Raw genomic sequence first — 22,868 nt, forward strand, 5'->3', positions numbered from 1 at the left:
GGGCTTGGAGAAGTGTAAAAGAGACAGAAGCCGACAACCCCCTTAAACATGCCCACCGTCACCCCGACGCTAATCTGCCCTTTGAGAATGCCCTGCGTATACGAGTACGTATCGAACACCTCCGCAACGGAAGTGACGAGCGGGTTCATCATCAGCAGCACCTGCTCGAAGCCGACGTCCGCCATGGCACCCAGCCGCAGGATCAGCAAAATAAAAATGGTGGGCCTGATCGCTGGAAGCGTAATGTGCCAGATTTGCCGCCAACGGCCGGCACCGTCCACAACAGCCGCCTCGTACCTTTGGGGGTCCACGCCTGCCATCGCAGCAAGGAAAATGATCGTTCCCCAACCCGCCTCCTTCCACATCGTTTGCGCAGTAATCAACCCCCAAAAGTAGTCCGGGTTCGATAAAAAAGCGATGCTCTCCCCCCCCGAGGCGGTGATCAGCTTGTTGATGATGCCTACATCGGTAGACAGGATGAAAAAGGTCATGCTCGCCACAACGACCCAGGACAAAAAATGCGGCAAATACACAATCGACTGGTTGAGCCGTTTAAAAAATTCGTGCCGCACCTCGTTCAGCATCAAGGCCAAAATAATCGGCAGCGGGAACATAAAAATGAGCCCGAACAGGTTGATGGCAAACGTATTGCGCAGCATCAGATAAAAATGGCTATCCTGAAACAGCTCTGCAAAGTGCTTTAGCCCTACCCATTCGCTCCCCCAAAATCCGCTGTACGGATTGTAATCCTGGAAGGCGAGAAGCAGCCCCCACAAGGGGACAAATTTGAATAACGCAAAATATAGGATGCCGGGCAGCGCAAGCATATACATCGTTTTGTGCTGCAGTATGCGGCGTCCCAGCCGGGGCCAGTAGCCCTGTTGTGCAATCGCTTCGACTCGGGCTGCGGCTCTGGCGGACTCCATCATGGTTACACCTCTCTTTCCGTTGTACTGAGGGGTCGCCCCCCTATGAGATCCATACTAAACGGCCTGACAAAGGCACGATACAGACAATAATTGATGACGGTATGCCCGAAAGTGACAAGGTCAAAATCTGTCTGTCGTCTTGCAACCCCCCCCCGGAGGCGGTGCAGCTGCGGGGAGGACAAAAAAAATAGACCTGAATCCAGGTCCGGCACATCCGTAGGAAATCCGCTTCCGCTTTTACCGGTAAGTCGTTCGGAACATTCCTGGGGTCATCTGGACAAGCCTTTGAAAAATACGAGTTAAATTACGCTCGGAATACCCGATGCCGGCGGCAATTTCACTGATGCTCCGGTCAGTCTCAAGCAGCAGACGCTTCGCTTCCTCCACCTTGCACGCCACCACGTAGTCGAGAAAATTGATGCCCATTTCTTTCTTGAACAACCGGCTCACATAAGAAGGGCTCATGCCCACCAATTCGGCGCACTGCACAAGGGTAAGATCCTCCGTGCAATGGTCCTGAATATGCTGGCAAATTTGCCGAATGGCGGACAACCCGGCTTTATTGAGCAAATCGCTCATTAGCCTCTGGTGTAGCGGAAACAGTACATCCTTGAACCAATCGATAATATCTCTTGAGGTCTGCTTGCTTTCCAGCTGGCCGAACAAGTTATGCTCGAGAATATCGAGAATATTCCCTCCCTGCTTCTCCATCGACGTAATAATGGCGGATAGGAGAACCGAATAGCTTTGGCGGATAAAATGATACGACTGCGAGTGCTGCAGCAGCTTGGTGAACTGCTCCAACGCTTGCCCGGCGTGCTCGATTTCGCCCTTGGACAACGAATCGACGAGCGCCCCCTCCAGCTCCCGCGGATAACGGAATATGGCGCGGGTCTTTGAATTTTCCAAATCCTCAATGTACAGCACGGAAGCCGTGTCCTGATAAATGCGGTACTGCAGCGCAACCTCCGCCTCTTTATAAGAAACGGGGACGTCAGCAATATGCGAGTAGCAGCGTCCGATGCCGACCGACGCCTCGAATGACAGGAAGCTGCTCAGCGAATCGCACACCGACTGGGCGAACTCGATCGTTCGCCGCGGAAGCTTCTCCTGCTCCGCAGCTTCATCCCACTGCAGCAGTCCGATCCCTCTGCCCTGAAAAGGGAAGACGTAGCCCTGCAGGTCCGCGTTTTTATCCATCAGCTCCTGAATCACATTGGCTACGGCGAAGGCAATAATCGGCTGGTCTCCGGGGAGAAACCGGGTTTCCCGGATGACGTTTTCCACTTCGACGACCATAACCACATAAGAGGTTTTGACGGCCAAGCCATAGGCTTCGCAGTCCTGAATCAGCGAGCCGCTCCACCGGTAATCGCCGCTAACGAGCTGCTGCAGGCATCTTTCACGAAGGGTCGGCTGAATTTTCTCCACATATTTGCCAAACCGCTGCGTTTCCTTGCTTAAGTAGTCCAAACAGGTGCGGATGTAGTCAAACTCATTCTCACTCGATTGCACCCGTCCGGCGCCGAGCGATTTGCTATGCTTGATCAGCTGTTCAATCGGGCTGTAAGCCCTCTTGGTGCTGAAATAGGTGAAAATGACGGCCAGCAGCACGAAGAACAGCAGGGTTAGCAGCGTAATGACCCGGATCCAAACGAGCCGGTCGGAGATCAGCTCCTCGGGGATAATAGATACGTAGGTGCGGCCGAACATGCTCTTCATGAACGAATAATGGGCCTGCTTACCGTCCGGTCCAGCTTCATAAAAGCTGCCGACGCCTTCGGATGAATCCATAATGCTCCGGATGCCGGGCAGGGGGCCGGGCGTTTCGAGCCTTTCCCCCGTTTTCTCCGTTAAAGGCTTCACTCGATGCGGATAGCTGACGAACACAAGCTCTTTGCCCATCGGCATCACAGACGTGTCCTGCGGCAGAAACCGGATCATAGCCGACATATCGATCTGGAACACAAGAACACCCTGCGCCTCGCTTCTGGAGCCGACCGGGACCTTGCGCACAAAGCTCATCAGCCCCTCCTTTTGACTGTCAGGCAAGTACATCCATTGCGTCGTTAGGGAGGGGGCCGCCATCAGCTGCTCGATATCTTGCTTGTACTTATATTCGTTCAGCTCGATCGAGCCATAGTTGTTCGACAATACCAGGCTTTCCTGATTGCTGTAAAAATAAATTTCGCTAATGAAATCGTTTGCATTTTTCGTTAAGGCAATTTTATTGACAAGCTCCAAGTGCCATACGACCGGCTGATCGACAATCCGGCCTGCGAACAAATCGGTAATCATCGAATCCGCGGCCAGCTCCAACGATTCCTTCTCCATTCCCTGCAGCATGCGCTCGGTCCGGTCCTTCATCACGACAAGGGACGATTTGCTCTCATCGACAATTTGATTCTTTTCCCGTTCCATGGCAACACGGTAATAAATTAAGCCTGCCGCCAGGGTGGGGACAACGACAGACAGGCATCCGATCCAAATTAACCGGTGCAAAAATTTTCCGCCGCGACCCTGCTGCTTGGCTAACAGCGTGCGGTACCCTCTTTTCAGCCAGCCCGTCATTGCCGATTCCTCCTGTCGCCGTGCGATTTCTCTAAGGCCCTGTCAGGGGCCAGGATGACCCTCTCATTATATCCGGTCCATGAACGGCATTGAAGCGTCAAAATTTGTCCTGCGGGGTTGTCCGCCCTGCTGCAGCCGGTGTTTCCCCCCCCCGAGCCACACCAGCCATTGTAAGGTGACCGCCTCCTCGAACGTTTGCGGATCGCAGCCAGTCGCTTCTTTAATTTGCGCGAGACGGTAAATCAGCGTATTCCTGTGAATGCCCAGCCGCTCCGCCGTACGGGCTATGTTCAGATTGCATTCAAAAAAAGCGCGTAACGTCATCAGCATTTTTGGGGACACCTTCGGCAGCAGCCTGTCTACAAAACGGGCTCTCCGGTCTGCCGGTATCTCATACAGGAGCGCCTGTGTTTCGATAGCCAAATAGCTTGTGAACGCCTGGCCTGATTTCACCGCGAAGCGCAAAGCCACCTCGGCCTCACGGTAAGCGTGCGTGATCTGCCCGATGGAAGCTACCAGCGAGCTTAGGCCTGCGACTGAGGCGACAGCTTTGTTGCGGTAGTCTTCCGTGATGCGGATGATTTTGCTCCTGATCCGCTCCTCGCTTTCGCCAAAGAAGATGACCGTTAATTGATTGACATGCTGGAAGCTGCTGATCGTGTGAACCGTTCCCAGGCTTGCTTCCAGCCGTTCCAGCAGCTCCTGCGTATGGGAGGACCGGTTCGGGAACAAAATGACCGCCACTTGATACGGCGGCTTGAAATCGGTACCGAGCGCATCGAGCCGGTGCTGAATTCCCTCCCTGTCGCTAGGAGCCGGCTTGATCAGCTCCTGGATAATCATATCCTTGGTAATCTGTCTCCATTCCGACTGTAATTTAAAATATGATTGCTTGATCATCATTTCCGTTGTCATTTTGACCAATTCTGCGAAAGGGAGCAGGTCTTCTGGCGTCCCGGTAATCCCAACGACCCCAACGGTTTGCTGGTGAAAGACGATCGGCAGATTGACCCCGGGCTCTGCACCCTTCCACCGGTGTCGGTCATCCTTGCCGATGATCACCGGCTGGCCTGTCCGGATCACTTCTACAGCGGCCTCGTGCAACGTATCGACGCGGGTCGAATCCCCGCTCGCCACGATGACGCCGTTCCCGTCCATCATATTGACGTTGCGATGGAGACGCGACATCGTTTCGAACACAATCTCTTGAGCTATTTCACGGGTCAGCACGGTCCAGCCTCCTTTGCTTCTTATAATTCATTATTGAGCAAAGGAACCAAAATTTAAAGTCATATTTTCCCTAAATTTGGTCAATGGGTACAATGCCTCTCTCCTGCACCAAAGGTATAATTAGAGGAGCAAGCTGAAAACCGGTTCGACCGATCGCTGAAAGGAATAGGAAAACGAAACGGAGAGGGAGTAGGTCATGAGGTTCGTTATTGCCCCGGATTCATTCAAAGGAAGCTTGTCCTCGCTGGAGGCAGGCTCCATCATTCAAAGAGCAATCTTACAGGAAATACCCGACGCCGAGACGATCGTCATCCCCTTGGCTGACGGAGGGGAGGGCACCGTCGAGACGTTAGTTACCGCGACAGATGGCAGGCGGGTTTCCATCCGGCTAACAGGTCCTCTGGGCGACAAGGTTGACACCGTGTATGGTGTCATTTCCGGAGACACCGTTGCGCTGGAGGTCGCGAGCATTTGCGGCTTGGCGATGGTGCCGGCGCCACTAAGAAACCCTATGCATACCACCACTCGAGGGGTGGGGGAGCTTCTTTGTGCCGCATTGGACCAGGGTTACCGCAAATTCATCGTCGGACTGGGCGGAAGCGCCACGAACGACGGCGGTCTGGGGCTGCTGCAGGCTCTGGGAGGCCGATTTACCGACCCGCAGGGGAAAGAGGTTGGCGGCGGCAACGGCTCATCCCTACTCGAGATTGCCGGCGCGGACTTGTCCTCGCTCGACCCGAGAATCCGGGAATGCGATATACAAGTTGCCTGCGATGTGAAGAACCCGCTTTGCGGCGAGCAGGGGGCTACCTTTATTTTTGGCCCGCAAAAAGGAGCCTCTCCCGAGCAGCTTACCGTTCTGGATCCTGCGATGCTGCGTTACGCACTGGCCATTGAAGCGCATTTGGATCAGCACGGGCTGCATGTCACCCCGGGGGCCGGCGCCGCCGGGGGGCTCGGCTTCGCCATGCTGGTGCTGGGAGCGCAGCTTCAGCCCGGCGCCGAGGTAATGAGCAGGGCCGTTCAACTGCGCGAGCACTTGGCGCAGGCGGACTGGGTCATTACAGGAGAAGGCCGGAGCGACTTCCAGACGCTGTACGGCAAGCTGCCCATTCATGTCGCCGGACTGGCGAGGGAGGCCGGGGTGAACGCCCTGCTCCTGTCCGGGAGCTTGGGCCAGGGACATGAGCAGCTGTACGGCGCGTTCACTGCGTGCTTTTCCATTGTCCATCAGCCGACGACGCTTGAGGACTGCCTGGACCATGCGGAGGCCTATTTGTTCGATGCCGCCGTCAATATCGCCCGTCTGCTGCGGACGGCCTCGCGTTAGTCTCGAAGTCCCGGACGACGGCGCAGCCTTACGCGTCCAGGCTTGGAAACAGAAAAAAGTGGTTGGAGCGCACCGTTGTGCTGCTCCAACCACTTTTTTATTCTTGCTTGCCGGCTGCCAGGGACATATATAGTGTACCTTTCATAAGAATAAAAATTGAAAATGGTAATAAAGGGGCGTTTTGTGTTTCGGAACAAGTATCAAAAACACGGAATTTGTATATCCTTTGTATATACATTATGGAAAGGAGGAGGTATAATTGGATAATAAGGAAGGAAAGGACTTGATCATGATGACGACCGCTACACTGAGTAAATGGGGAAATAGCAGCGCTGTCCGAATTCCAAACCAATTATTGAAGCGCCTCAATTTAGAAGAAGGAGCAGAGCTTCAGATCATGGTTACTCCAGAAAACGATATTTTGTTACGGCCAATGATTAAACAAGATGAGTCACGCGAAGAGTTACGTGCTCATCTAAAAAAACTTCTCTCAGAAATAAAGCCTGATTCACCACGCCATAAAGAAATTGATTTTGGTGTTGAAGGGGACGAATTCATTTGACTACTCCAGCTCGCGGCGATCTAGTCTGGTTAGAATTCGATCCACAGGCCGGTCATGAACAAGCTGGACGCCGCCCCGCAATTGTATTATCTGAAGCAGATTTTAATGACGTAACTGGTTTTGCGGTTGTTTGTCCAATTACCAATCAAGTAAAAGACTATGCCTTTGAAGTTCCTCTTCCCGATGGACTCCCGTTTACTGGGGTTGTTCTGACCGATCAATTAAAAAGTCTTGATGTAAGGACACGTAAAATTAAAATCGTCGGTAATGTCCCTGTTGACTCCGAACTTATGAGAGCAGTGTTGCGTAATACCAGGTCCATCCTGGCATAAAAGAAAGCCTCAAAAATTGAGGCCACTGAAAAAGCTACGGCTGCATGGACGGATCGTTCTTCCGATCGCTGTTGTCCCCGAATTTTCTAAGTTTCAACCCGCTTATAGCGGTCAACATCCGGGGACAAAGGCGAACGCTGACGCTTCTACAGAACGATTCCGTCCACTCCGCCCGTTTTTCAGTTGCCTCCTAAAATTCAAGGGCTTCCTTTGTTTGCTGTTATATTCTCGCACTCTCTTAAGCTTTACGCCTTCGTCTGCGCGGTCCGGTCCTGCAGCTGATGCACCGATACATTGCCCCAGCTCAGATTAGGCACCTTGTATTGCTCGATTTTCTCCCAATCCAGCTGCATCCCGAGTCCGGGCACGTCACGGCCGGGCACAATCAAGTAACCGTTCTCGTATTTCACCGGATTTTGCACGATATCCGCCACATATAGCTCCGGCCCGGTCGGATCCGACGTGTAGGTCAGATTGGTCAGCGAGCTGCCCAAGTGTGCCATCGCCGCTGTACCGATCGACAGCTCCTGAGTCGTGCCGAGCAGGCAGCCTTTGCCTGCAACCTCAGCTGCAGCGGCCGCTTTTCTCGCACTCGTGATCCCCCCGATGAAGATTGGCGATATATTGAAAATATCGACCGAATCGTGCTTGATCATCTCGTACTGCTGCCGGAAGCTCCATACATGCTCGCTCACGGGGTGATCGACCTTCATGCGGAAATGCGCAAGTCCCTCGAAATCATTCTGAACGGCCGGGCTTTCGACCATTTGAAACCGGTACGCTGACAGTCTTTTGACGGCCTGCCAGGCTTGCTTCCAATCGAGCAAATGGCTAAAATCCAAGGATTTGATCGTCACCTTGCTGCCGAATTCGGACTGAACCGCATCCAGGAACGCTTCGTCGGCATCCAGATTTTTACCGACATACAGACGGAAAACGTCGAAGCCCTGCTTAAACCGCTGACGCACCACCTCCAGATTCTCCTCCACTTCCTCCATGAAGCGGTGGCGGAAAATCGGATAGCATACTTTGATTTTCTCCTGAAGGCGGCCCCCGATCAGATCGGCTACGGAGATGTTCAGCGATTTGGCGCACAGGTCATGCAGAGCGGCATCGATCCCGTTGCGGATGAAATTGCCTTTTTCGTAATAAAACATCGTCTCCGGGAAGTTGCTCAGCAGCTCTTTGTTAATCAGAGACAGATCAAACGGGTTTTTACCGATCAGGATGTTTTTGAGTACGGCCGTCAAATCCGCCACATCCAATGAATAGTGCGGAAGGTGGGAGAAATCCGACATCTCCCCAATGCCTGTTATTCCTTCGTCGGTCATGATTTCCACGATCACATGCTTGCTGACAAATCCGGTATGCCGGGGAATGCCCACAACGGTTAATTGCAAATTCGATATTTTCATCCGTACGCTCTCCTTCAGCCCAAGTTTTTATGATAGTACGCGCGGCGCCTTGCCCCACGATTGCAAAATGTGCGTGACCTGCGTCTTCTCGTCCTGACTCAGCTCCGCTATAGGCGGCCTGACCGTATTGGCGCGGATCAGTCCTAGCTGGAACATCGCCTCTTTCACGACACTGACGTTGTTGCCGTTGTTATATTTCGCCCGCAGCTCCTCGAACGGAACCACTTCGCTCCAAATCGCCATCGCACCCGGATAATCGCCTTGCTGCAGTGCCCCGAGCAGTTGAAACGGGCGATCGGTCTCGACATTGACCAAACCGGAGGTGAACCCCTTCGCACCGGCCGCAAAAAAGTACGGCGCCCACAGCTCCGCGGTCCCGCAGATCCAGACGATATCGTCCTCCACCGCCTCGACAGCTTTGCTGAAGGACGGCAGATGATTCACCGCATATTTCACGCCGATCACATTGGGCAGCTTCGCCGTTTCCCGAATTACCTCGAGCGTCACCTGCTCGCTCCGGATATACAAAAGGATCGGCAGCGATGTAGAGGCCGCAATCTGCTTGTAATAGGCAATCAGCCCGCCGGGCAGCAGATAAGGGTGCGTCGGCTGATGCACCATAATCCCGTCCGCACCGCACGCCTCTGCATGCCGGGCCAAATCGCAAGCCGTCTGCGCATCATAACCGACACCCGCGATGACCAAGCTGCGCTTGTCTGCCAGATCAGTGACGAATTGGGTCACCCGCTTCGCCTCCTCCACCGTCAACGCGTAAAATTCCCCTGTATTGCCGCATGGATACACCGCTTGAATACCGCGATCCAATAAAAACATAACATTATCCTTCAAGGAAGCCCAATCGATTCCCTGCTGCTCGTTAAAAGGGGTTACGTTGATGGCGTTAATCCCTCTCAGCTTCTCTTTGATTGCCTCGTACATGCGCAACCGCCTTTCGTAGTAGTAATGTATAACTAGGTGTAGAGCACATTTAGGATTTAATAAATACCGTCTTTATCGATGTAAAAAATTCGATCGCCGCCTGGCCCTGCTCGCGCGAGTGCGAGCTGGACTGCTTCATGCCGCCGAACGGCGCCTGCAGCTCTACGCCCGCACTCTCCGCATTGATGCGGACGAGGCCGGCCTCCATCTCATTCACGAACGCCAGCATGCTGCCGATGTTCTTCGTGAAGATAGAAGCGCTGAGACCGAACTCCGAATCGTTGGCCAGCGCAAGCGCCTCCTCCAGCGTATCGACCTTCATCAACGCCAGCACCGGTCCGAAAATCTCTTCCTTCGCAATCGTCATATGAGGCCGGACGTTATCGAACAGCGTCGGCTCCACGTAGAAGCCGTTCTCCAGTCCGGCAGGCTTGCCTCCGCCGTGCAGCAGCGACGCCCCCTCCTCCAGCCCTCGGCTGATGTACGAGAGCACCGTCTGCAGCTGATTCTCGCTGGCGCACGGTCCCATCCAGGTACCGGCTTCCATCCCGTCGCCGACCTTCAGCATCTGCACCCGCTCCAGCAGCCGCTGCTTGAAAGCGTCATAAATGCCGCTTTGCACAACCACCCGGCTCGTCGCCGTACATTTCTGGCCTGTCGAACGCAGGCCGCCGCTGATCGTCGCCTCAACCGCCTGCTCCAGGTCGGCATCGTCGGCGACGATGACCGGATTTTTACCGCCCATCTCGAGCTGGTACTTCGCCCCTCGGGCGATTGCACCCTTGGCGATGGTTTTGCCGACGGTGTTGGAGCCTGTAAACGTAATGCCGTTAATGCCCGGATGATCAATGATGCCCTGCCCGATTACGCTTCCTTGGCCGGTCACCATGCTGACCACGCCTGCGGGAATCTTCGCATCGTGGAAGCAGGCAATGACCTTCGCGGCGGTCACCGCCGCTTCACCGGCCGGCTTCAGAACAACGGCATTGCCGTAAATGAGCGCAGGCGCCATTTTCCAAATCGGGATGGCCACCGGAAAATTCCACGGGGTAATGACACCGACCACTCCCAGCGGCACGCGGGTCGTAAACATAAGCGCCTCGCTATCGGTCGAAGGAATGACGTCGCCGACCTTCCGCATTCCTTCTCCCGCATAGTATCGGAGGATCGCTGCGCCGCGGGCGGTTTCCCCCTTGGCCTCGGGGAACGTCTTGCCCATCTCCCGCGTCATTGTCTCCGCGATATCGTCCAGCCGCTGCTCGAGCAAATCAGCGACCTTGTACAAATACTCGCCCCGCGCCGGAGCGGACAGCTTCCGCCATGCCCTCTGGGCAGCCTTGGCGGATGTTACAGCCGCATCCAGATCCTGCAAGCTGGAGCGCTGTACCCAACCGACGACCTGAGTGGGTTGAGCCGGATTGATGCTCGGGTCGAGCTCACCCGTGGACGATGCCGTCCACTCCCCCTGGATATAGTTCAAGATCGTTTCTCCTGCAGTAAAGCTCATTCAAGGGTCACATCCTTTGTAAATTCCAATCCTGCATCGGATTTATAATATTTAATATCTGATATATCAGATATTGCCACAAGCTTCCACATCCGTCAACCCCTAAAGCCTGGTTATCTGTCTTCGCATAGTTCCACCGTCTCTTGTCGTGTTGCGGCATGGCTCTATATTCCAGTACCGGATCGCAAGGAACCGCGGTACCGTCCGTCACCCAGCTTACTTTTTCCCCGTCTTCGCGTAAGCTGCCTCATATTCCTTGATCAATGTGTCTCCGCCTGCCTTGCGCCACTTCTCAACCTCAGCCTGCCAGCCGGCGTCGTCGATTTTCCCCATAATGTACTTCGTCGCCGCATCCGACATCATTGTATCCAGCTCGCTGCCCCGCTCCGAATAGATCGCCGAGGTCAAGGTGAGCGCCGGGTTCGGCACAGCGTATTTAAGATCCTCCCGTGCCAGCTTGGTGCCCTTCTCTGCAATCGGGGTATCCTTCAGATCCGCCACATTGTAGCCTTCGATGTTCAACAGGTTATCCCGATACGGCTTCACTTCCCGCTGAAACGCGGCAAAGTCCTTGTACTCCGTCCGGTTGCCGTCCACCTTGGCATAATGCTTGCCTTCAATGCCTCTCATTTGCAGCGTGGACATCGGCTCATCCATCAGCTTGTCGAGGAATCCGAGCAGCTTCTTCACTTCAGCTTCCGTTGTTACACTTGCTTTTGGAATCGCGAGAAATCCGAAGTTCCCCGGCTCGCCTGCAATACGAGGACCCTGGGGTCCCATAAAAGGAGCCGCATCCCAGACCGCGGAAGGCATCTGCGTCTGGTATCCCTGCCCGTTCTGGGCGGATACGTTCAGTCTCACGCCGACCCGGTTGGCGTACATCATTTTATCGACCTCGGTCACATCCGTCGCCGCGAAATCCTGGTTGATCAGTTTCTCCTCATACAGCTTCCGGAATAGCTTGAGCACCTCGACGAACTGCGGCGTCATAAATTCCGGCGTAAATTTTCCGTTCTGCACACCCCACCGGTTCACACCGCCGATACTGACCGCGAGACGGGTGAGTACGGGCTGCGTCCCGTCGTTATAGCCTTTGAACAAGGCGGTACCATACGTATCGGCCTTGCCGTTTTTATCCGGATCGCCTGCTGCTAGCGCTTTCAATACTGTGTACCATTCATCCATCGATGTCGGGACCTTCAGACCCAGCGCGTCGAACCAGTCTTTGCGGTACAGAACCGCCGCACGCCCGATATCCCGGTAATTCGGAATGCCATATACTTTGCCGTCGATTTGGATGTTATCGTAGTACTGCTGGTTTTGTGCGGATAAGTTCTTATAGTCCTTCAGATAGGGCCCGATTTCCCAAAAAGCATCCGATTTGGCCGCATTGATCACGGCAGGAACGTAATTAACCTTCATAATTTTGGGGACGTCGCTTGAAGCCAACATAATGTTGATTTTATCGTTAAAAGCAGCTTGAGGAATCCACTGAATTTTGAGCTTCGTGTTCGTGTATTTCTCGATGGCCTGCTCCACGTCGTTGCCTGCCGCAGGAATGTCCCCGGTTTGGCGCAAAGCGAGCGACACCTCCATCGGAACTGCCGGATCCTCCTTTGTCTGCGCCACCTCCGTGCCTTTATTCGCACAAGCGGATACGAGGCCTACCGTTAATGCAGCCGTACAAAGCATAGCCGTATTACGTTTCAGTTTCATCGAAAACCCTCCCTAAGGTTATGAATGTGAACATGCGATCCGTATGCTGTATCTCCCCGCTACCGATCCATCCTATGATTACGCTCGTGCCTTCTGTCGGTTCTATCGCTAGCCTGCCAACGAGCTGTCGACTCTTTTTGTATCCGTTTACATAAATCGTTGAAGGCAGCTCTCTCCGACTAAGCACACGGATTCGATGATCACCCCTCTCACGAGATATATGATATATCAACCTAGCGAAGCCTTGTGAAGATGAGCGACCGCGTTCAGCTCCATAAGCAAGAGCAAACCGCTTTGCCCTCCTTCAAGACGGCCTGTGCTATCATCGTGCTGCTCGGCCACCCTTGTCCAAGCAGCCTCCCTGCTTGAATATGTAAAAAGAGGGCATCCTCTCTCGAAGCCACTGAAAAGGTTACGGCTGTATGAACGGATCATCGTTCCGAACACTGCGGTCCCTAGGTTCTCCCAATTTCAACCCGCTTATAGCGGTCAAAATCCGGCGACAAAGGCGATCGCTTGCGCTTCTACAGAACGAATCCGCGCACTCCGTCCGTTTTTCAGTGGCCCTTCCTCTTTCACAGCTTGTTTTGCGTTACATAGGATGCCGTTCTGCGGATATGACAGCGCATCGCTTCCTCCGCTCCGTCAGGGTCTCTCTCGATAATCTTATCGCAAATCAGCTTATGCTCCTGAAAAGCCCGTTCAAATTCCTGATGATTGGACAGCGCCTGCTTCCTTACCGCACGGTCAAATGCCCGAACCGCACCGATCTGCTGAACGATATAGTCGTTGCTTGCAATATCGAGAATCTTTTGATGGAACGCCTCATTCAGCTGGTAAATAATATCCCCGTTGTTCTCCAGAGTCGCCTCGCGAATCTTCTCGATATGCAATTGGAGCGCTTCGCACTCCCTGTCGGTAATCTTGATGGCCGCAAGCCTTGCCGCCACTCCTTCCAGCGCGGAACGGGCCCAGCTGATCTCCTCGATGGAGCTCATGATCCGATTCGATACGAACGTCCCGATACGGGGCTTTGTAATGACGAGCCCTTCCTGATCCAGCCGCCTCAACGCTTCCTTGATCGGGGTCGTGCTGACGCCAAAATTTTCCGCAATATCCCGCTCCTTCAGGTGGGCTCCCTGCTCGATTTGGCCGGTAAGTATCGCTTCCTTCAACGTTTCGTAGACCATATCCCTTATGGAGAGCACCTGTGAGCTTATATTTACGCGCAGTTCCATGGTTCATCCCTCCATGCCGCATTTTCGGTTAAAAACAGAGGATCACGCATCGGACAAAGCTCCAATTCATTCTCCTACGGGTATCTGATATATCAGATATCTCAAATTGATCATATCAATCGGACCCTCATTTTGTCAATGAGGAATAGACGAGGGGCAAAAAAAATGAACTCCCTTAAGTTGTCCTTAAGAGAGTTCATCCGTTGGCTTAGGTTAGATAGCTGGAACCGGCAGCCCCATCGACTGCCACTCTTCCTTCGTCGGGCCATATATCCCGTAAACGGGAAGGCCCGCCTGACGCATCAAAATCGTTAATTGACCACGATGATGAATCTCATGCTTCATTAAAGCATACAGGGTGAGTCCGTTCTTCCACGTTGCCCCGAATACCAAGGCGCTTTCCTCCAGCTTTTCATCGGTCCACTGTGTTCTAACGGCCTCCAGCAGTGATTGCGTCACCTTGCGGTACGCCTCAGCGATCTCGGAAGCCGCAGCCGGAGGCTGGCTTTGCTCGGCAGGGACTTCAAGCTGCAGATCGAGCGGACTTAGAAGGCCTTCACTCGGAATCAGATGATATGCGAGATGGCCGAGGGTGCGGTAGCCGGGGGCTACCTCCTGCTGAAGGGATGCGTCTGTCAGCGCATCGAGCAATTTTTGGGTCGCAGCAGCTTCATTCGAGTATTCCTCAATAAAGCTTTCAATGGTATGAAACATGGGGACGGCCTCCATTCATGTGTAAGGTTGGATATCGATGCAATAATCATCATCGATCTTGTTATGATTATAGGACAGCAACACTGACAATAGTCTGTCAGTGTTCGGATGCTTTTCGGCGATATCCGTTTCCGCGCTTACTCCACTTCAATCTTCAATGCCGATGCCTGACGCGGATACGACTGCAGCATCAGCCCCGTAGTCCAAGCCTTCGCCTCCCGTCCGACGATGGAAGCGTCCAAGCCCGTGCTAACCTTCGTGCCGCCTGTAATCAGCACTCCATCCTCCGCAAGAGAGAGCCATGTCGCCTCGGGGTCAGGGCCGCTCCCATTTTTCTTGAACGCGCTCACGATGAGAATCCGGTTGTGCTCTTTATCGAACGAGGTAATTTTACCGGATACCCCTGCCTCTGCCGTACAGCACGTTTGTACCGACAGCCTGAGAGGGAAGGGTGAGCCGACGAGCTCGAACAACGCCTGTTTCCACGCCTCGAGCTCCGCCTCCGGCACCGTTTGCTCCACATCCCCGGATCGCCGCACCTTCACCATAATATGATCCGAGCCCACTCCTGCCACCAACAGCTTAATATGGTGCTTCTCCTCTAGCTCTGCGGCATGCTTGGAGAGAACCTCTTTGATCCGGCTTAATTCCTCACGCTCCGGCCCTGGCTCTTGCTCCTGCTCCGGGTGTCTCGACGCCTGGTTCACCGGTGCAACATCGTTTACCTTCGCGGAATGAGCCGGATTCCCACCGGGTGAGGAATGGCATGCCGTTAGAAACACGGTTACGAGTCCAATGATGTACAGCCTCTTCATAATCCCTCCAAATTTATCCTCTATCGTACCCTCTAGGACGTAAACTGGCGGAAAATGTTGCTGACATGGAGAAAAAACTGCAAACCGGGATTGTAATTTCAAGTCATAGTCAGACTATAAAAAAAGCGGCCCGGTCGCTCTTGCTGCGACACAGGGCCGTCTTGCATCGGTACCTTTGCTTCTTTGCCTACACCCGCCGTACGCGGGCTCCGCGCTCGATGTCCGCCCCGCTCAGCTCCGCGAGCCGGTCAAGGAACCGCACGGCAAAGCTGCCCGGCGCCGGGCGTTCGCCCGCTGCTTGCTCCGCCGCTACGCTGTAGCCGGCGAGGGCGGCCACCGCGCCCTCCAGCAGCGGCCGCGAGGCGCCCCGCGCAGCCGCGGCGAAGGCGCCGATGACGCTGGTGAGCAGGCACCCTGTGCCGGTCACGCGCGTCAGGATCGGGTGGCCGCCGGCCACCACGTACGTCGTGTCGCCATCGGTCGCCACGTCCTCTTCGCCGGTGATGACCACGATGCAGCCCAACTGCTGCGCCGCGCGCTGGGCAAGCGCCACCGCATCGCCACCGCCGCTGCCGGCGTCTACGCCCTTGATGGTCCAGCTTTCGCCGACCACATGGGCGATCTCCGCAGCGTTGCCCCGCAGCACGTCGACCTTCACCTCGCGCAGCAGGCGCCGCGACGTGTCGGTCCGGAACGCGGTCGCGCCGGCTCCGACCGGATCGAAGACCACCGGAACGCCGTGCGCGTTGGCGGATTGACCGGCGAGGAGCATCGCCTCAACCTCACCCGCAGACAGCGTTCCGATGTTTAACACCAGCGCGCCGGCGATGGCGGCCATGTCCGCCACTTCTTCCTTCGCGTACGCCATGACCGGCGAGGCTCCCAGCGCCAGCAGCCCATTGGCGGTGAAATTCGTGACGACGACATTTGTAATGTTATGAACGAGCGGGTTGGTCTCCCGAACTTGCTGCCATAGAGCAGCAATCGCTTGATTTTCCATCATGCATTCATTCCTTTTCTCAGAATAGGTTGTTGTACCTACATCATAAACCAATGGGCGCCCCTTGCCAAACCGCCTTGTTAGGAACGGAACAGACACTGTATGTCCAACGCTCGTCAAGAGCCCTGCATTGGTGTCAGCAGCTTCCTATGCTATAATCAACAAATCATATCACATGTGGATCACGGAGGAATCAATCATGCTCACTTTCGAACAAAAGCTGGCCGTTATCGAATCGTTCCCGGAGCTTCAACGCAAGGACGTCTCGTTGGGCCGGGTCAATTTTCAATACGAGGAAAGCGGATTTGACCGCAAAAATGTCGTGTACCACCTGCACAAAAACGGTAACGGCTTTGTTTACGCCGGACATTTGAAAGGCTATTCGGTCGATGACAAGGGGCTCGTCAACATTCGTGACTTTACCGAGGAACAGCTCCGCGCCCTGCTCGAAGCGTCGATTCGTTCCCTTGCCCCGGATGGCGAGGATCCGTCCGAAAGCCCGTCTGGCGAAGCGGAAGAGCAGCTGTGGACCGGACCGGACAACCATACGCTGCGTCTCTTTTATGAGGACGAGCTGTGGTACTTATACGACAGAAACAATCTGGAGTCCGCCTTCGAAACGTACGAGGAAGCCGAACAATATTTGAAGGAAGAAGGCTTCACCCGACATCACGCATAACCGGTAAGTGAATGAGCCTGTGTTCCGTTTGCGTGTCTGACCGCGTGCCTTGACCTTGCCTGGCATACCGCCGAAAAGCTGGAAATCCAGTTATCCGGTTATCCGGCTACAGCAGGCTTTAGCGTTTTAAGAAAAAGAGTGTCCGCCGGTGGAGGAGGCCACTGAAAAACGGGGGGAGTGGACGGAATCGTTCTGTAGAAGCGTAAGCGTTCGCCTTTGTCCCCGGATTTTGACTGCTATAAGCGGGTTGAAATTGAGAAAATTCGGGGACAACAGCGATCGGATGAACGATCCGTCCATGCAGCTGTAGCTTTTTCAGCGGCCTCCCTGTGGAGGACACTCTTTTTGCCATCATTACAATAGAGGCGACAGCAGCCGCGCGAAGGACTCCTTAATTTGGCTGCCGTAGGATCTGCGTCTGTAGGAATCGATCGTTACCTCAACCGAATGGTCCAAATCGTTCATAAACAGCTGCTGGAGCCTCGTGGCTGTTGCCGTATCATAAATAAATGCGTTGATCTCAAAATTCAGCTTAAAGCTGCGGATATCGATATTGGCGGTGCCGACCGAGGCGACTTTGCCGTCGATAACCAGCGTCTTCGCATGAAGAAAGCCCTTTTCATACAAAAAGCAGCGCACGCCATTGTCCAACAGCTCGCCCAGATACGAGCGGGATGCCCAAAACACGAAGAAATGGTCCGGCCGGTCCGGGATCATGACCTTGACGTCAATGCCGGATAGTGCGGCCATTTTCAACGCATTCAACAAGCTTTCATCCGGAACGAAGTAAGGCGATTGAATGCATATGCTTCGCTTCGCGGAGTGGATCATTTTGATATAGGCGTTTTTGATCTGCTGCCGGTTCGAGTGAGGCCCGCTGGACACAATCTGCATGCCGACTCCGTGCGGATGCATATCCTCGGAGAAATATTTAGCCTCATAGCTGATCGAGGGTGCCGAGGTACGGTTCCAATCCATCATGAAATGGGCCTGGAGCACTTTGACGGCGCTGCCCTCCAGCTTCAAATGCGTGTCCCGCCAGCACCCCAGCTTCGGATCCAGCCCCAAATATTCATCCCCGACATTAAAGCCGCCGATATAACCCCATTTGCCGTCGATAACGCATACTTTGCGATGATTGCGGTAATTCAGTCTCAAGTTGAGGTACCGGATGCGCGATGGAAAAAAAGCCGCCGCCTCGCCCCCCGCTTCCAGCAACGGCTTGAGGATGCTTTTGCGCAGCCCGTAGCTTCCGACATCGTCGTAAAGCAGCCTGACCTCGACACCCTCCCTCGCCTTCTTCGCCAACAGAGAGATCAGCTGCCGCCCCAGCACATCGGCACGCACAATATAATACTGCAAATGAATGTACAGCTCCGCCTTCTCGATCGCTTCAAACAACGACTCGAACTTGCTCTGGCCGTCCGTAAAAATATCCACTTGGTTGTCCTGCGTCAGCACCGAATAGCGGCTGCTCATCAGGTTCATATGCATCATATCGTGGTACGCTTCCATTGTCGGGTCCACATAGTGCATGACCCCCTGCTCGATTTGCTCCGTCTGCTGACGGGAAACAGCGTTAAATTCCTCCCTCGTCTCGTCCGTCATCGCCTTCAAGCGCCGGCCGTTGAATGTTTTACCGACTAATAAGTAGATGATAAAGCCTACACCCGGAAGGAAGAGGAGAACCATCAGCCAGGCCCATGTAGATATAACGTTGCGCCGCTCCAGAAAAATGATGGCTACCGCGAAGAAATAATTGAGGATTGTGAGCATGTTGTATATATCCTGGAACAGTGGGATCACCTCCTGAGAGTTTTCCGTAGGAAAACTGACTTCGTAAGCATCTGCTGAGTTTTCCGCAGGAAAGCTAGCTTCGTAAGCATCTGCTGAGTTTTCCGCAGGAAAGCTAGCTTCGTAAGCATTCGTTAAGCTTTCCGTAGGAAAGCTGTCATTTTTAGCATACTCCCTATTGGATACTTTATCCACCTTGTTACCCCTATCCTTACCCCTTAGAGAGGAAATCCTCTCAGCCGGAACAAGCTGCTGACTCTGGCATTCCAAGTTGAATGGACAAGAAATCCTTGCCAACAACACCAAATATTTAGTAATGTATGGAAAAAAGGGGTGTTGGAATGAACAGGAAATTCAGCAAAACCATTGCTCTATTTCTGCTGATTGGCAGCATGAGCCTGAGCACGCAGGCGTTGGGAGCGGAGAAAACAGCCTTGAAGCCAGGAGCATTGAAATACGAGATGCAGGACATCAAAGTCCAGTATGCGGCGGAGTTCACCGCGTATCCCAAGTCCACTGCGAAGAAGTCAGAGGCTGGAGCATCTGTGAATACTGCCGTTTACGGAGGAACCAACCCTGGGCCAATCAAGGTGTTATATGGTGTCGTGAAGCTCACCAACCCTGGGGGCTCCTCGTTTACGGAGGAATTCATCCGGGTGTCGGATGGAACCCACAGTGTCCGGGCCTTATCTAATGGGGGTGGACCGATTTATGGAAATGGTTCTCAAGTCAGAGGACGCAAAACCGAATTCGTGACAGGCAAAAAAATTGAAGGAAGCGCCGTCATCAAAGACTACTCCGAAGGCTGGAAGACCATTCAGCTTACTCGCAATTGGGACGAGTACGGCAATCCCATGAGCATGTCGATAGGCTTTCAATGGAATTTAAAAGGGACGGCGGATCCCTACTTCCAGCAGTTGACGGAGACCAAATATGAGATTGATCTGACGACGCTGAAGTTTACAGGCACGAATCAGGCGGTGGGGAAATGAAGACCAGCCTGTTGAAAACAATGTGCGCACTGCTGCTGGCGCTCTGGATCACCGGCGCAGCGGCGGTAGCAGACGCAGCAGAAGGCGGCGTCCAGCATGAGAGCAAGGCCGCAGTGCTGGGGCAGCTGAAGCTGCTGCAAGGCACGGACCGCGGCTACGAGCTGGACCAGACGTTCACCCGCGCGCAGGGGGCAGCCATGCTGCTGCGTCTGTTCGGCTGGGAAACCGCCGCTGCCGGCACGCAAGGGCTTGCTTCGCCGTTCACGGACGTACCGGCGGAGCATTGGGCGGCAAAGTCCATCGCCTTTGCCTATGAGAAGACGTTGGTGCACGGTATCACCAACGACACGTTCGCGCCAGACGCCAGTATGACCGGCGCACAATTCATGGCGCTGACGCTGCGGGCGCTCGGCTACGCGGAGGCGGAGCCGCAGCAGGCGAGCCAGCTCGCCGCGGCCAGCGGACTGCTTAGCGCGGTCGACGCGGAGCGGATCGCGCAGGCGGCCGTATTCCGTCGCGACGACATGGTCGCGGTCGCCTACGGCGCCATCCAGACCCGGCTGAAGGGCAGCGAGCGTACTTTGCTGCAGAAGCTGGTCGAGGAGGATAAGGCTGTCAGCGCCGACGACGCCGCGGCCAGCAGGCTCTACAACAAGCCGGAGGCAGCGGCAGACCCGTTGAATCGCATTGAGGCCGCATTGGAAGAGGCACTGAAATAGACGAAAAGCCCCGGAATGTACACGCTCTCGTGTAAAACCGGGGCTTTTCCATATTTACTAGGATTAGAAACCGAAATATTCTTTTGCGTTGTTATAGCAAATGTTTTGAACCATGCTGCCGAGCAGCTCCATGTCGTCCGGCGCTTCGCCGTTCTCTACCCATTCGCCGATCAGGTTACACAAGATTCTTCTGAAGTACTCATGACGCGTATAGGACAGGAAGCTTCTGGAATCCGTCAGCATACCGACAAAACGGCTCAGCAAGCCAAGGTTCGCCAAAGCTTTCATTTGCTCCAGCATGCCGTCTTTCGTATCGAGGAACCACCAAGCGGAGCCCAATTGGATTTTGCCCGGGATCCCGCCGCCCTGGAAGCAGCCGATAATCGTACCGAGAACATAGTTGTCCTTCGGGTTCAAGGAATACACGATCGTCTTCGGCAGCTTGTCTTCGCCGTCCAGCTCATCCATGATGCGAACCAGCGGTCCAGCAATCGCGTTATCGTTGATCGAATCGAAGCCGGTATCCGGACCGAGCGTACGGAACATGCGCACATTGTTGTTGCGGTGTGCATTAATGTGGAACTGCATGGCCCAGCCGTGCTCTGCATACAGCTTGCCCAAGAATACAAGCGTGTACGTTTTGTACTTCTTCTCTTCCTCAAGCGTTACGCTGCTGCCTTGCAATGCTTTGGCAAAAATCGCCGCCGCTTCTTCTTTGGTAGTTTCAGCGTAAGCAACGTAGTCAAGCGCATGGTCGGAAACCCGGCCGCCTACGGAATGGAAAAACGCTACGCGGGATTTCAACGCAGCCAACAGCTGATCGTAGTTCCCGATCGTTTGATCCGCGGCTTGTGCCAGCTTTTGCACCCAAGCTACGAAGCCTTCACGGTTAATTTCAAGGCCCTTGTCCGGACGGAAGGAAGGCAGCACCTGTACATCGAAATCCGGAAGCTCTTTAATTTTGATATGATATTCCAGCGAGTCCGCAGGATCGTCGGTAGTACAGATCACGCGCACGTTGGATTTCTTAATCAGGTCACGGGCGCCGAAGCCTTCGCCGTTCAGCTGCGCGTTCACTTTTTCCCAGATGGCTGGAGCGCTTTCTTCATTCAGAAGGTCCGAAATGCCGAAAAACCGTTGAAGCTCCAAATGAGACCAATGATACAGCGGGTTGCCGATCGTTTGCGGAACGGTTTTGGCCCATGCCAGAAAGCGGTCGTAGTCGGTTGTGTTCTCGCCGCCGGTTACGAATCTTTCCTCCGCGCCGTTCGCACGCATCGCCTTCCACTTGTAGTGATCGCCGTAGAGCCAAGCGTCCGTAATATTTTTGAACGTTTTGTTCTCATATATTTCTTGCGGGCTCAAGTGGCAGTGGTAATCAATGATGGGCATTTCTTTTGCATAATTGTGGTATAGATTGATAGCGGTTGCGTTCGTTAACAGAAAGTTTTCATCCAAAAACTTTTTCATAACTGTTCCATTCCACCTTCATTCCTGTATTTTGTTCACGTGAACAATGGTCGTAATACAGTATATCGTACTCTACTTACTATGAAAATACAAATAGCATTTTGCCCTCCACCGAACGGATTTTGCCATCTCTATGGCCTTCTCATCCAAACCTGCTCCCCCCTCACTCCCCCCTATTGAAACCGATTACAATTGAACACAGCTATCTTTTCACCAAAAAAAGTGAAATTCCGAAAAAGCCCATTCTTTTCCCTCAGTAATATTCGTAAAAAAGCACACTCACACCAATGTCATGTATATTCACACAAATATTAAAGGACCCAGTACCCATTATTTGTAAGAAAAAACTGTAAACAGGACTCGCTTTACATTAATCTCCAAAATTAACGAACGTTTAATATAAAAATAATAAATAATATTCGTTTTTAGTTTAAAACCATTTTTAATTTTACATATTTTTTTCTAAATTTATCTTGAATTATCCGTTATTCTAAGTTATTGTATCGATATAGCAAATGTTAAGTTTTATGACATGGTGAAAATCCCGTACAATAGAATTCAATCAAGTTATCTCTTTAACATTAGATATGTAATGTAATCTTACACCTATAGAGGAGTGGTATAGATGAAAAAGAAGTTGGTTCTTATCGGAAACGGCATGGCAGGCGTGAACGCCGTGGAGCAGCTGTTGAAGCTGGCGCCGAACCAGTACGAAATTACGATTTTCGGCAGCGAGCCGCACCCGAACTATAACCGGATCCTGTTGTCCTCGGTATTGGCGGGGGATGCGAATATCAACGATATCGTGATCAACGACTGGAGCTGGTACGAGGAGAATGGCATTACCTTATATCTGTCTCTTTTAAACATCTCCGAGCCCCCGAGACTAAAGGGAACATCGTTTTCCGACTTTTTT

The 22,868-nt window shown here is 53.5% G+C and carries 20 protein-coding genes; 7 read left to right on the top strand and 13 right to left on the bottom strand.

Translation table 11 applies throughout. From position 1 onward, the window contains the following. From CF651_RS29875 to CF651_RS29885, 3 genes are all read right to left on the bottom strand, one after another. The coding region (locus tag CF651_RS29875) for an ABC transporter permease (RefSeq protein ID WP_342746637.1) at positions 1 to 929 on the bottom strand (929 nt) is incomplete at its 3' end. Positions 930 to 1,166: 237 nt separating this feature from the next. Next, the gene (locus CF651_RS29880) at positions 1,167 to 3,500 is read right to left on the bottom strand and encodes a helix-turn-helix domain-containing protein (protein WP_094018521.1); all 2,334 of its coding nucleotides are present in this window, start codon (positions 3,498 to 3,500) and stop codon (positions 1,167 to 1,169) included. 66 nt (positions 3,501 to 3,566) lie between these two features. Beyond that, positions 3,567 to 4,730, bottom strand: a complete 1,164-nt coding sequence (locus CF651_RS29885) for a CdaR family transcriptional regulator (RefSeq protein WP_094018522.1) — start codon at positions 4,728 to 4,730, stop codon at positions 3,567 to 3,569. Between the two features lie 196 nt (positions 4,731 to 4,926). Here CF651_RS29885 and CF651_RS29890 point away from each other — a divergent pair, with 196 nt between their 5' ends. The 3 genes from CF651_RS29890 to CF651_RS29900 all read left to right on the top strand — a co-directional run bounded on the left by CF651_RS29890 (position 4,927) and on the right by CF651_RS29900 (position 6,954). After that, the gene (locus CF651_RS29890) at positions 4,927 to 6,060 is read left to right on the top strand and encodes a glycerate kinase family protein (RefSeq protein WP_094018523.1); all 1,134 of its coding nucleotides are present in this window, start codon (positions 4,927 to 4,929) and stop codon (positions 6,058 to 6,060) included. A 259-nt stretch (positions 6,061 to 6,319) separates the two neighbouring features. Beyond that, positions 6,320 to 6,622 carry an AbrB/MazE/SpoVT family DNA-binding domain-containing protein gene (locus tag CF651_RS29895; RefSeq protein WP_094018524.1) on the top strand — a complete coding sequence of 101 codons (303 nt, stop codon included), beginning with the start codon at positions 6,320 to 6,322 and terminating at the stop codon, positions 6,620 to 6,622. Next, positions 6,619 to 6,954, top strand: coding sequence for a type II toxin-antitoxin system PemK/MazF family toxin (locus CF651_RS29900; RefSeq protein WP_094018525.1), 336 nt, complete (start codon positions 6,619 to 6,621; stop codon positions 6,952 to 6,954). The genes CF651_RS29895 and CF651_RS29900 overlap by 4 nt, the downstream gene beginning before the upstream one ends. A gap of 245 nt (positions 6,955 to 7,199) precedes the next feature. Here the strand turns inward: CF651_RS29900 and CF651_RS29905 are convergent, their stop codons facing one another. The 8 genes from CF651_RS29905 to thiM form a co-directional block, all read right to left on the bottom strand. Then, entirely contained in the window at positions 7,200 to 8,369 is a 1,170-nt protein-coding gene (locus CF651_RS29905) for a mandelate racemase/muconate lactonizing enzyme family protein (RefSeq protein WP_094018526.1), read from the bottom strand. A 27-nt stretch (positions 8,370 to 8,396) separates the two neighbouring features. Then, positions 8,397 to 9,308, bottom strand: a complete 912-nt coding sequence (locus tag CF651_RS29910; RefSeq protein WP_094018527.1) for a dihydrodipicolinate synthase family protein — start codon at positions 9,306 to 9,308, stop codon at positions 8,397 to 8,399. A 49-nt stretch (positions 9,309 to 9,357) separates the two neighbouring features. Then, complete coding sequence (gene gucD, locus CF651_RS29915) at positions 9,358 to 10,815, bottom strand: alpha-ketoglutaric semialdehyde dehydrogenase GucD (protein WP_094018528.1); 1,458 nt, start codon at positions 10,813 to 10,815, stop codon at positions 9,358 to 9,360. A gap of 216 nt (positions 10,816 to 11,031) precedes the next feature. Next, on the bottom strand, positions 11,032 to 12,531 hold the full coding sequence (locus CF651_RS29920) for an extracellular solute-binding protein (protein ID WP_094018529.1): 1,500 nt from the start codon (positions 12,529 to 12,531) through the stop codon (positions 11,032 to 11,034). 575 nt (positions 12,532 to 13,106) lie between these two features. Next, positions 13,107 to 13,769 carry a GntR family transcriptional regulator gene (locus CF651_RS29925; protein ID WP_094018530.1) on the bottom strand — a complete coding sequence of 221 codons (663 nt, stop codon included), beginning with the start codon at positions 13,767 to 13,769 and terminating at the stop codon, positions 13,107 to 13,109. 213 nt (positions 13,770 to 13,982) lie between these two features. Continuing rightward, positions 13,983 to 14,483, bottom strand: a complete 501-nt coding sequence (locus CF651_RS29930) for a DinB family protein (protein WP_094018531.1) — start codon at positions 14,481 to 14,483, stop codon at positions 13,983 to 13,985. 137 nt (positions 14,484 to 14,620) lie between these two features. After that, entirely contained in the window at positions 14,621 to 15,298 is a 678-nt protein-coding gene (locus CF651_RS29935; protein ID WP_094018532.1) for a hypothetical protein, read from the bottom strand. Positions 15,299 to 15,485: 187 nt separating this feature from the next. Further along, on the bottom strand, positions 15,486 to 16,298 hold the full coding sequence (gene thiM / locus CF651_RS29940; RefSeq protein ID WP_094018533.1) for a hydroxyethylthiazole kinase: 813 nt from the start codon (positions 16,296 to 16,298) through the stop codon (positions 15,486 to 15,488). A 199-nt stretch (positions 16,299 to 16,497) separates the two neighbouring features. Between thiM and CF651_RS29945 the strand changes: the two genes are divergently transcribed. After that, positions 16,498 to 16,977, top strand: a complete 480-nt coding sequence (locus CF651_RS29945) for a hypothetical protein (RefSeq protein ID WP_094018534.1) — start codon at positions 16,498 to 16,500, stop codon at positions 16,975 to 16,977. A gap of 354 nt (positions 16,978 to 17,331) precedes the next feature. On the opposite strand, the gene cls is transcribed toward CF651_RS29945, so the two are convergent. Continuing rightward, positions 17,332 to 18,780: a cardiolipin synthase gene (gene cls, locus CF651_RS29950; protein WP_281254530.1), complete on the bottom strand. Its 1,449-nt coding sequence runs from the start codon at positions 18,778 to 18,780 to the stop codon at positions 17,332 to 17,334. A 332-nt stretch (positions 18,781 to 19,112) separates the two neighbouring features. Here cls and CF651_RS29955 point away from each other — a divergent pair, with 332 nt between their 5' ends. Both CF651_RS29955 and CF651_RS29960 read left to right on the top strand, forming a co-directional pair. Next, entirely contained in the window at positions 19,113 to 19,763 is a 651-nt protein-coding gene (locus tag CF651_RS29955) for a hypothetical protein (protein ID WP_094018535.1), read from the top strand. After that, positions 19,760 to 20,482 (top strand): S-layer homology domain-containing protein, encoded by a 723-nt coding sequence (locus CF651_RS29960; RefSeq protein WP_094018536.1) that lies wholly within the window; start codon positions 19,760 to 19,762, stop codon positions 20,480 to 20,482. Before CF651_RS29955 ends, CF651_RS29960 begins: the two co-directional genes overlap by 4 nt. Positions 20,483 to 20,545: 63 nt before the next feature. Here CF651_RS29960 and uxaC read toward each other — a convergent pair whose 3' ends face one another. Beyond that, a complete protein-coding gene (gene uxaC, locus CF651_RS29965; protein WP_094018537.1) occupies positions 20,546 to 21,952 on the bottom strand; it encodes a glucuronate isomerase in 1,407 nt (468 codons plus the stop codon). A gap of 625 nt (positions 21,953 to 22,577) precedes the next feature. Here uxaC and CF651_RS29970 point away from each other — a divergent pair. Then, the coding region (locus tag CF651_RS29970; RefSeq protein ID WP_245856212.1) for an FAD-dependent oxidoreductase at positions 22,578 to 22,868 on the top strand (291 nt) is incomplete at its 3' end.

Origin of the sequence: Paenibacillus rigui, from assembly GCF_002234615.1 — a bacterium.
Lineage (GTDB): Bacteria > Bacillota > Bacilli > Paenibacillales > NBRC-103111 > Paenibacillus_S > Paenibacillus_S rigui.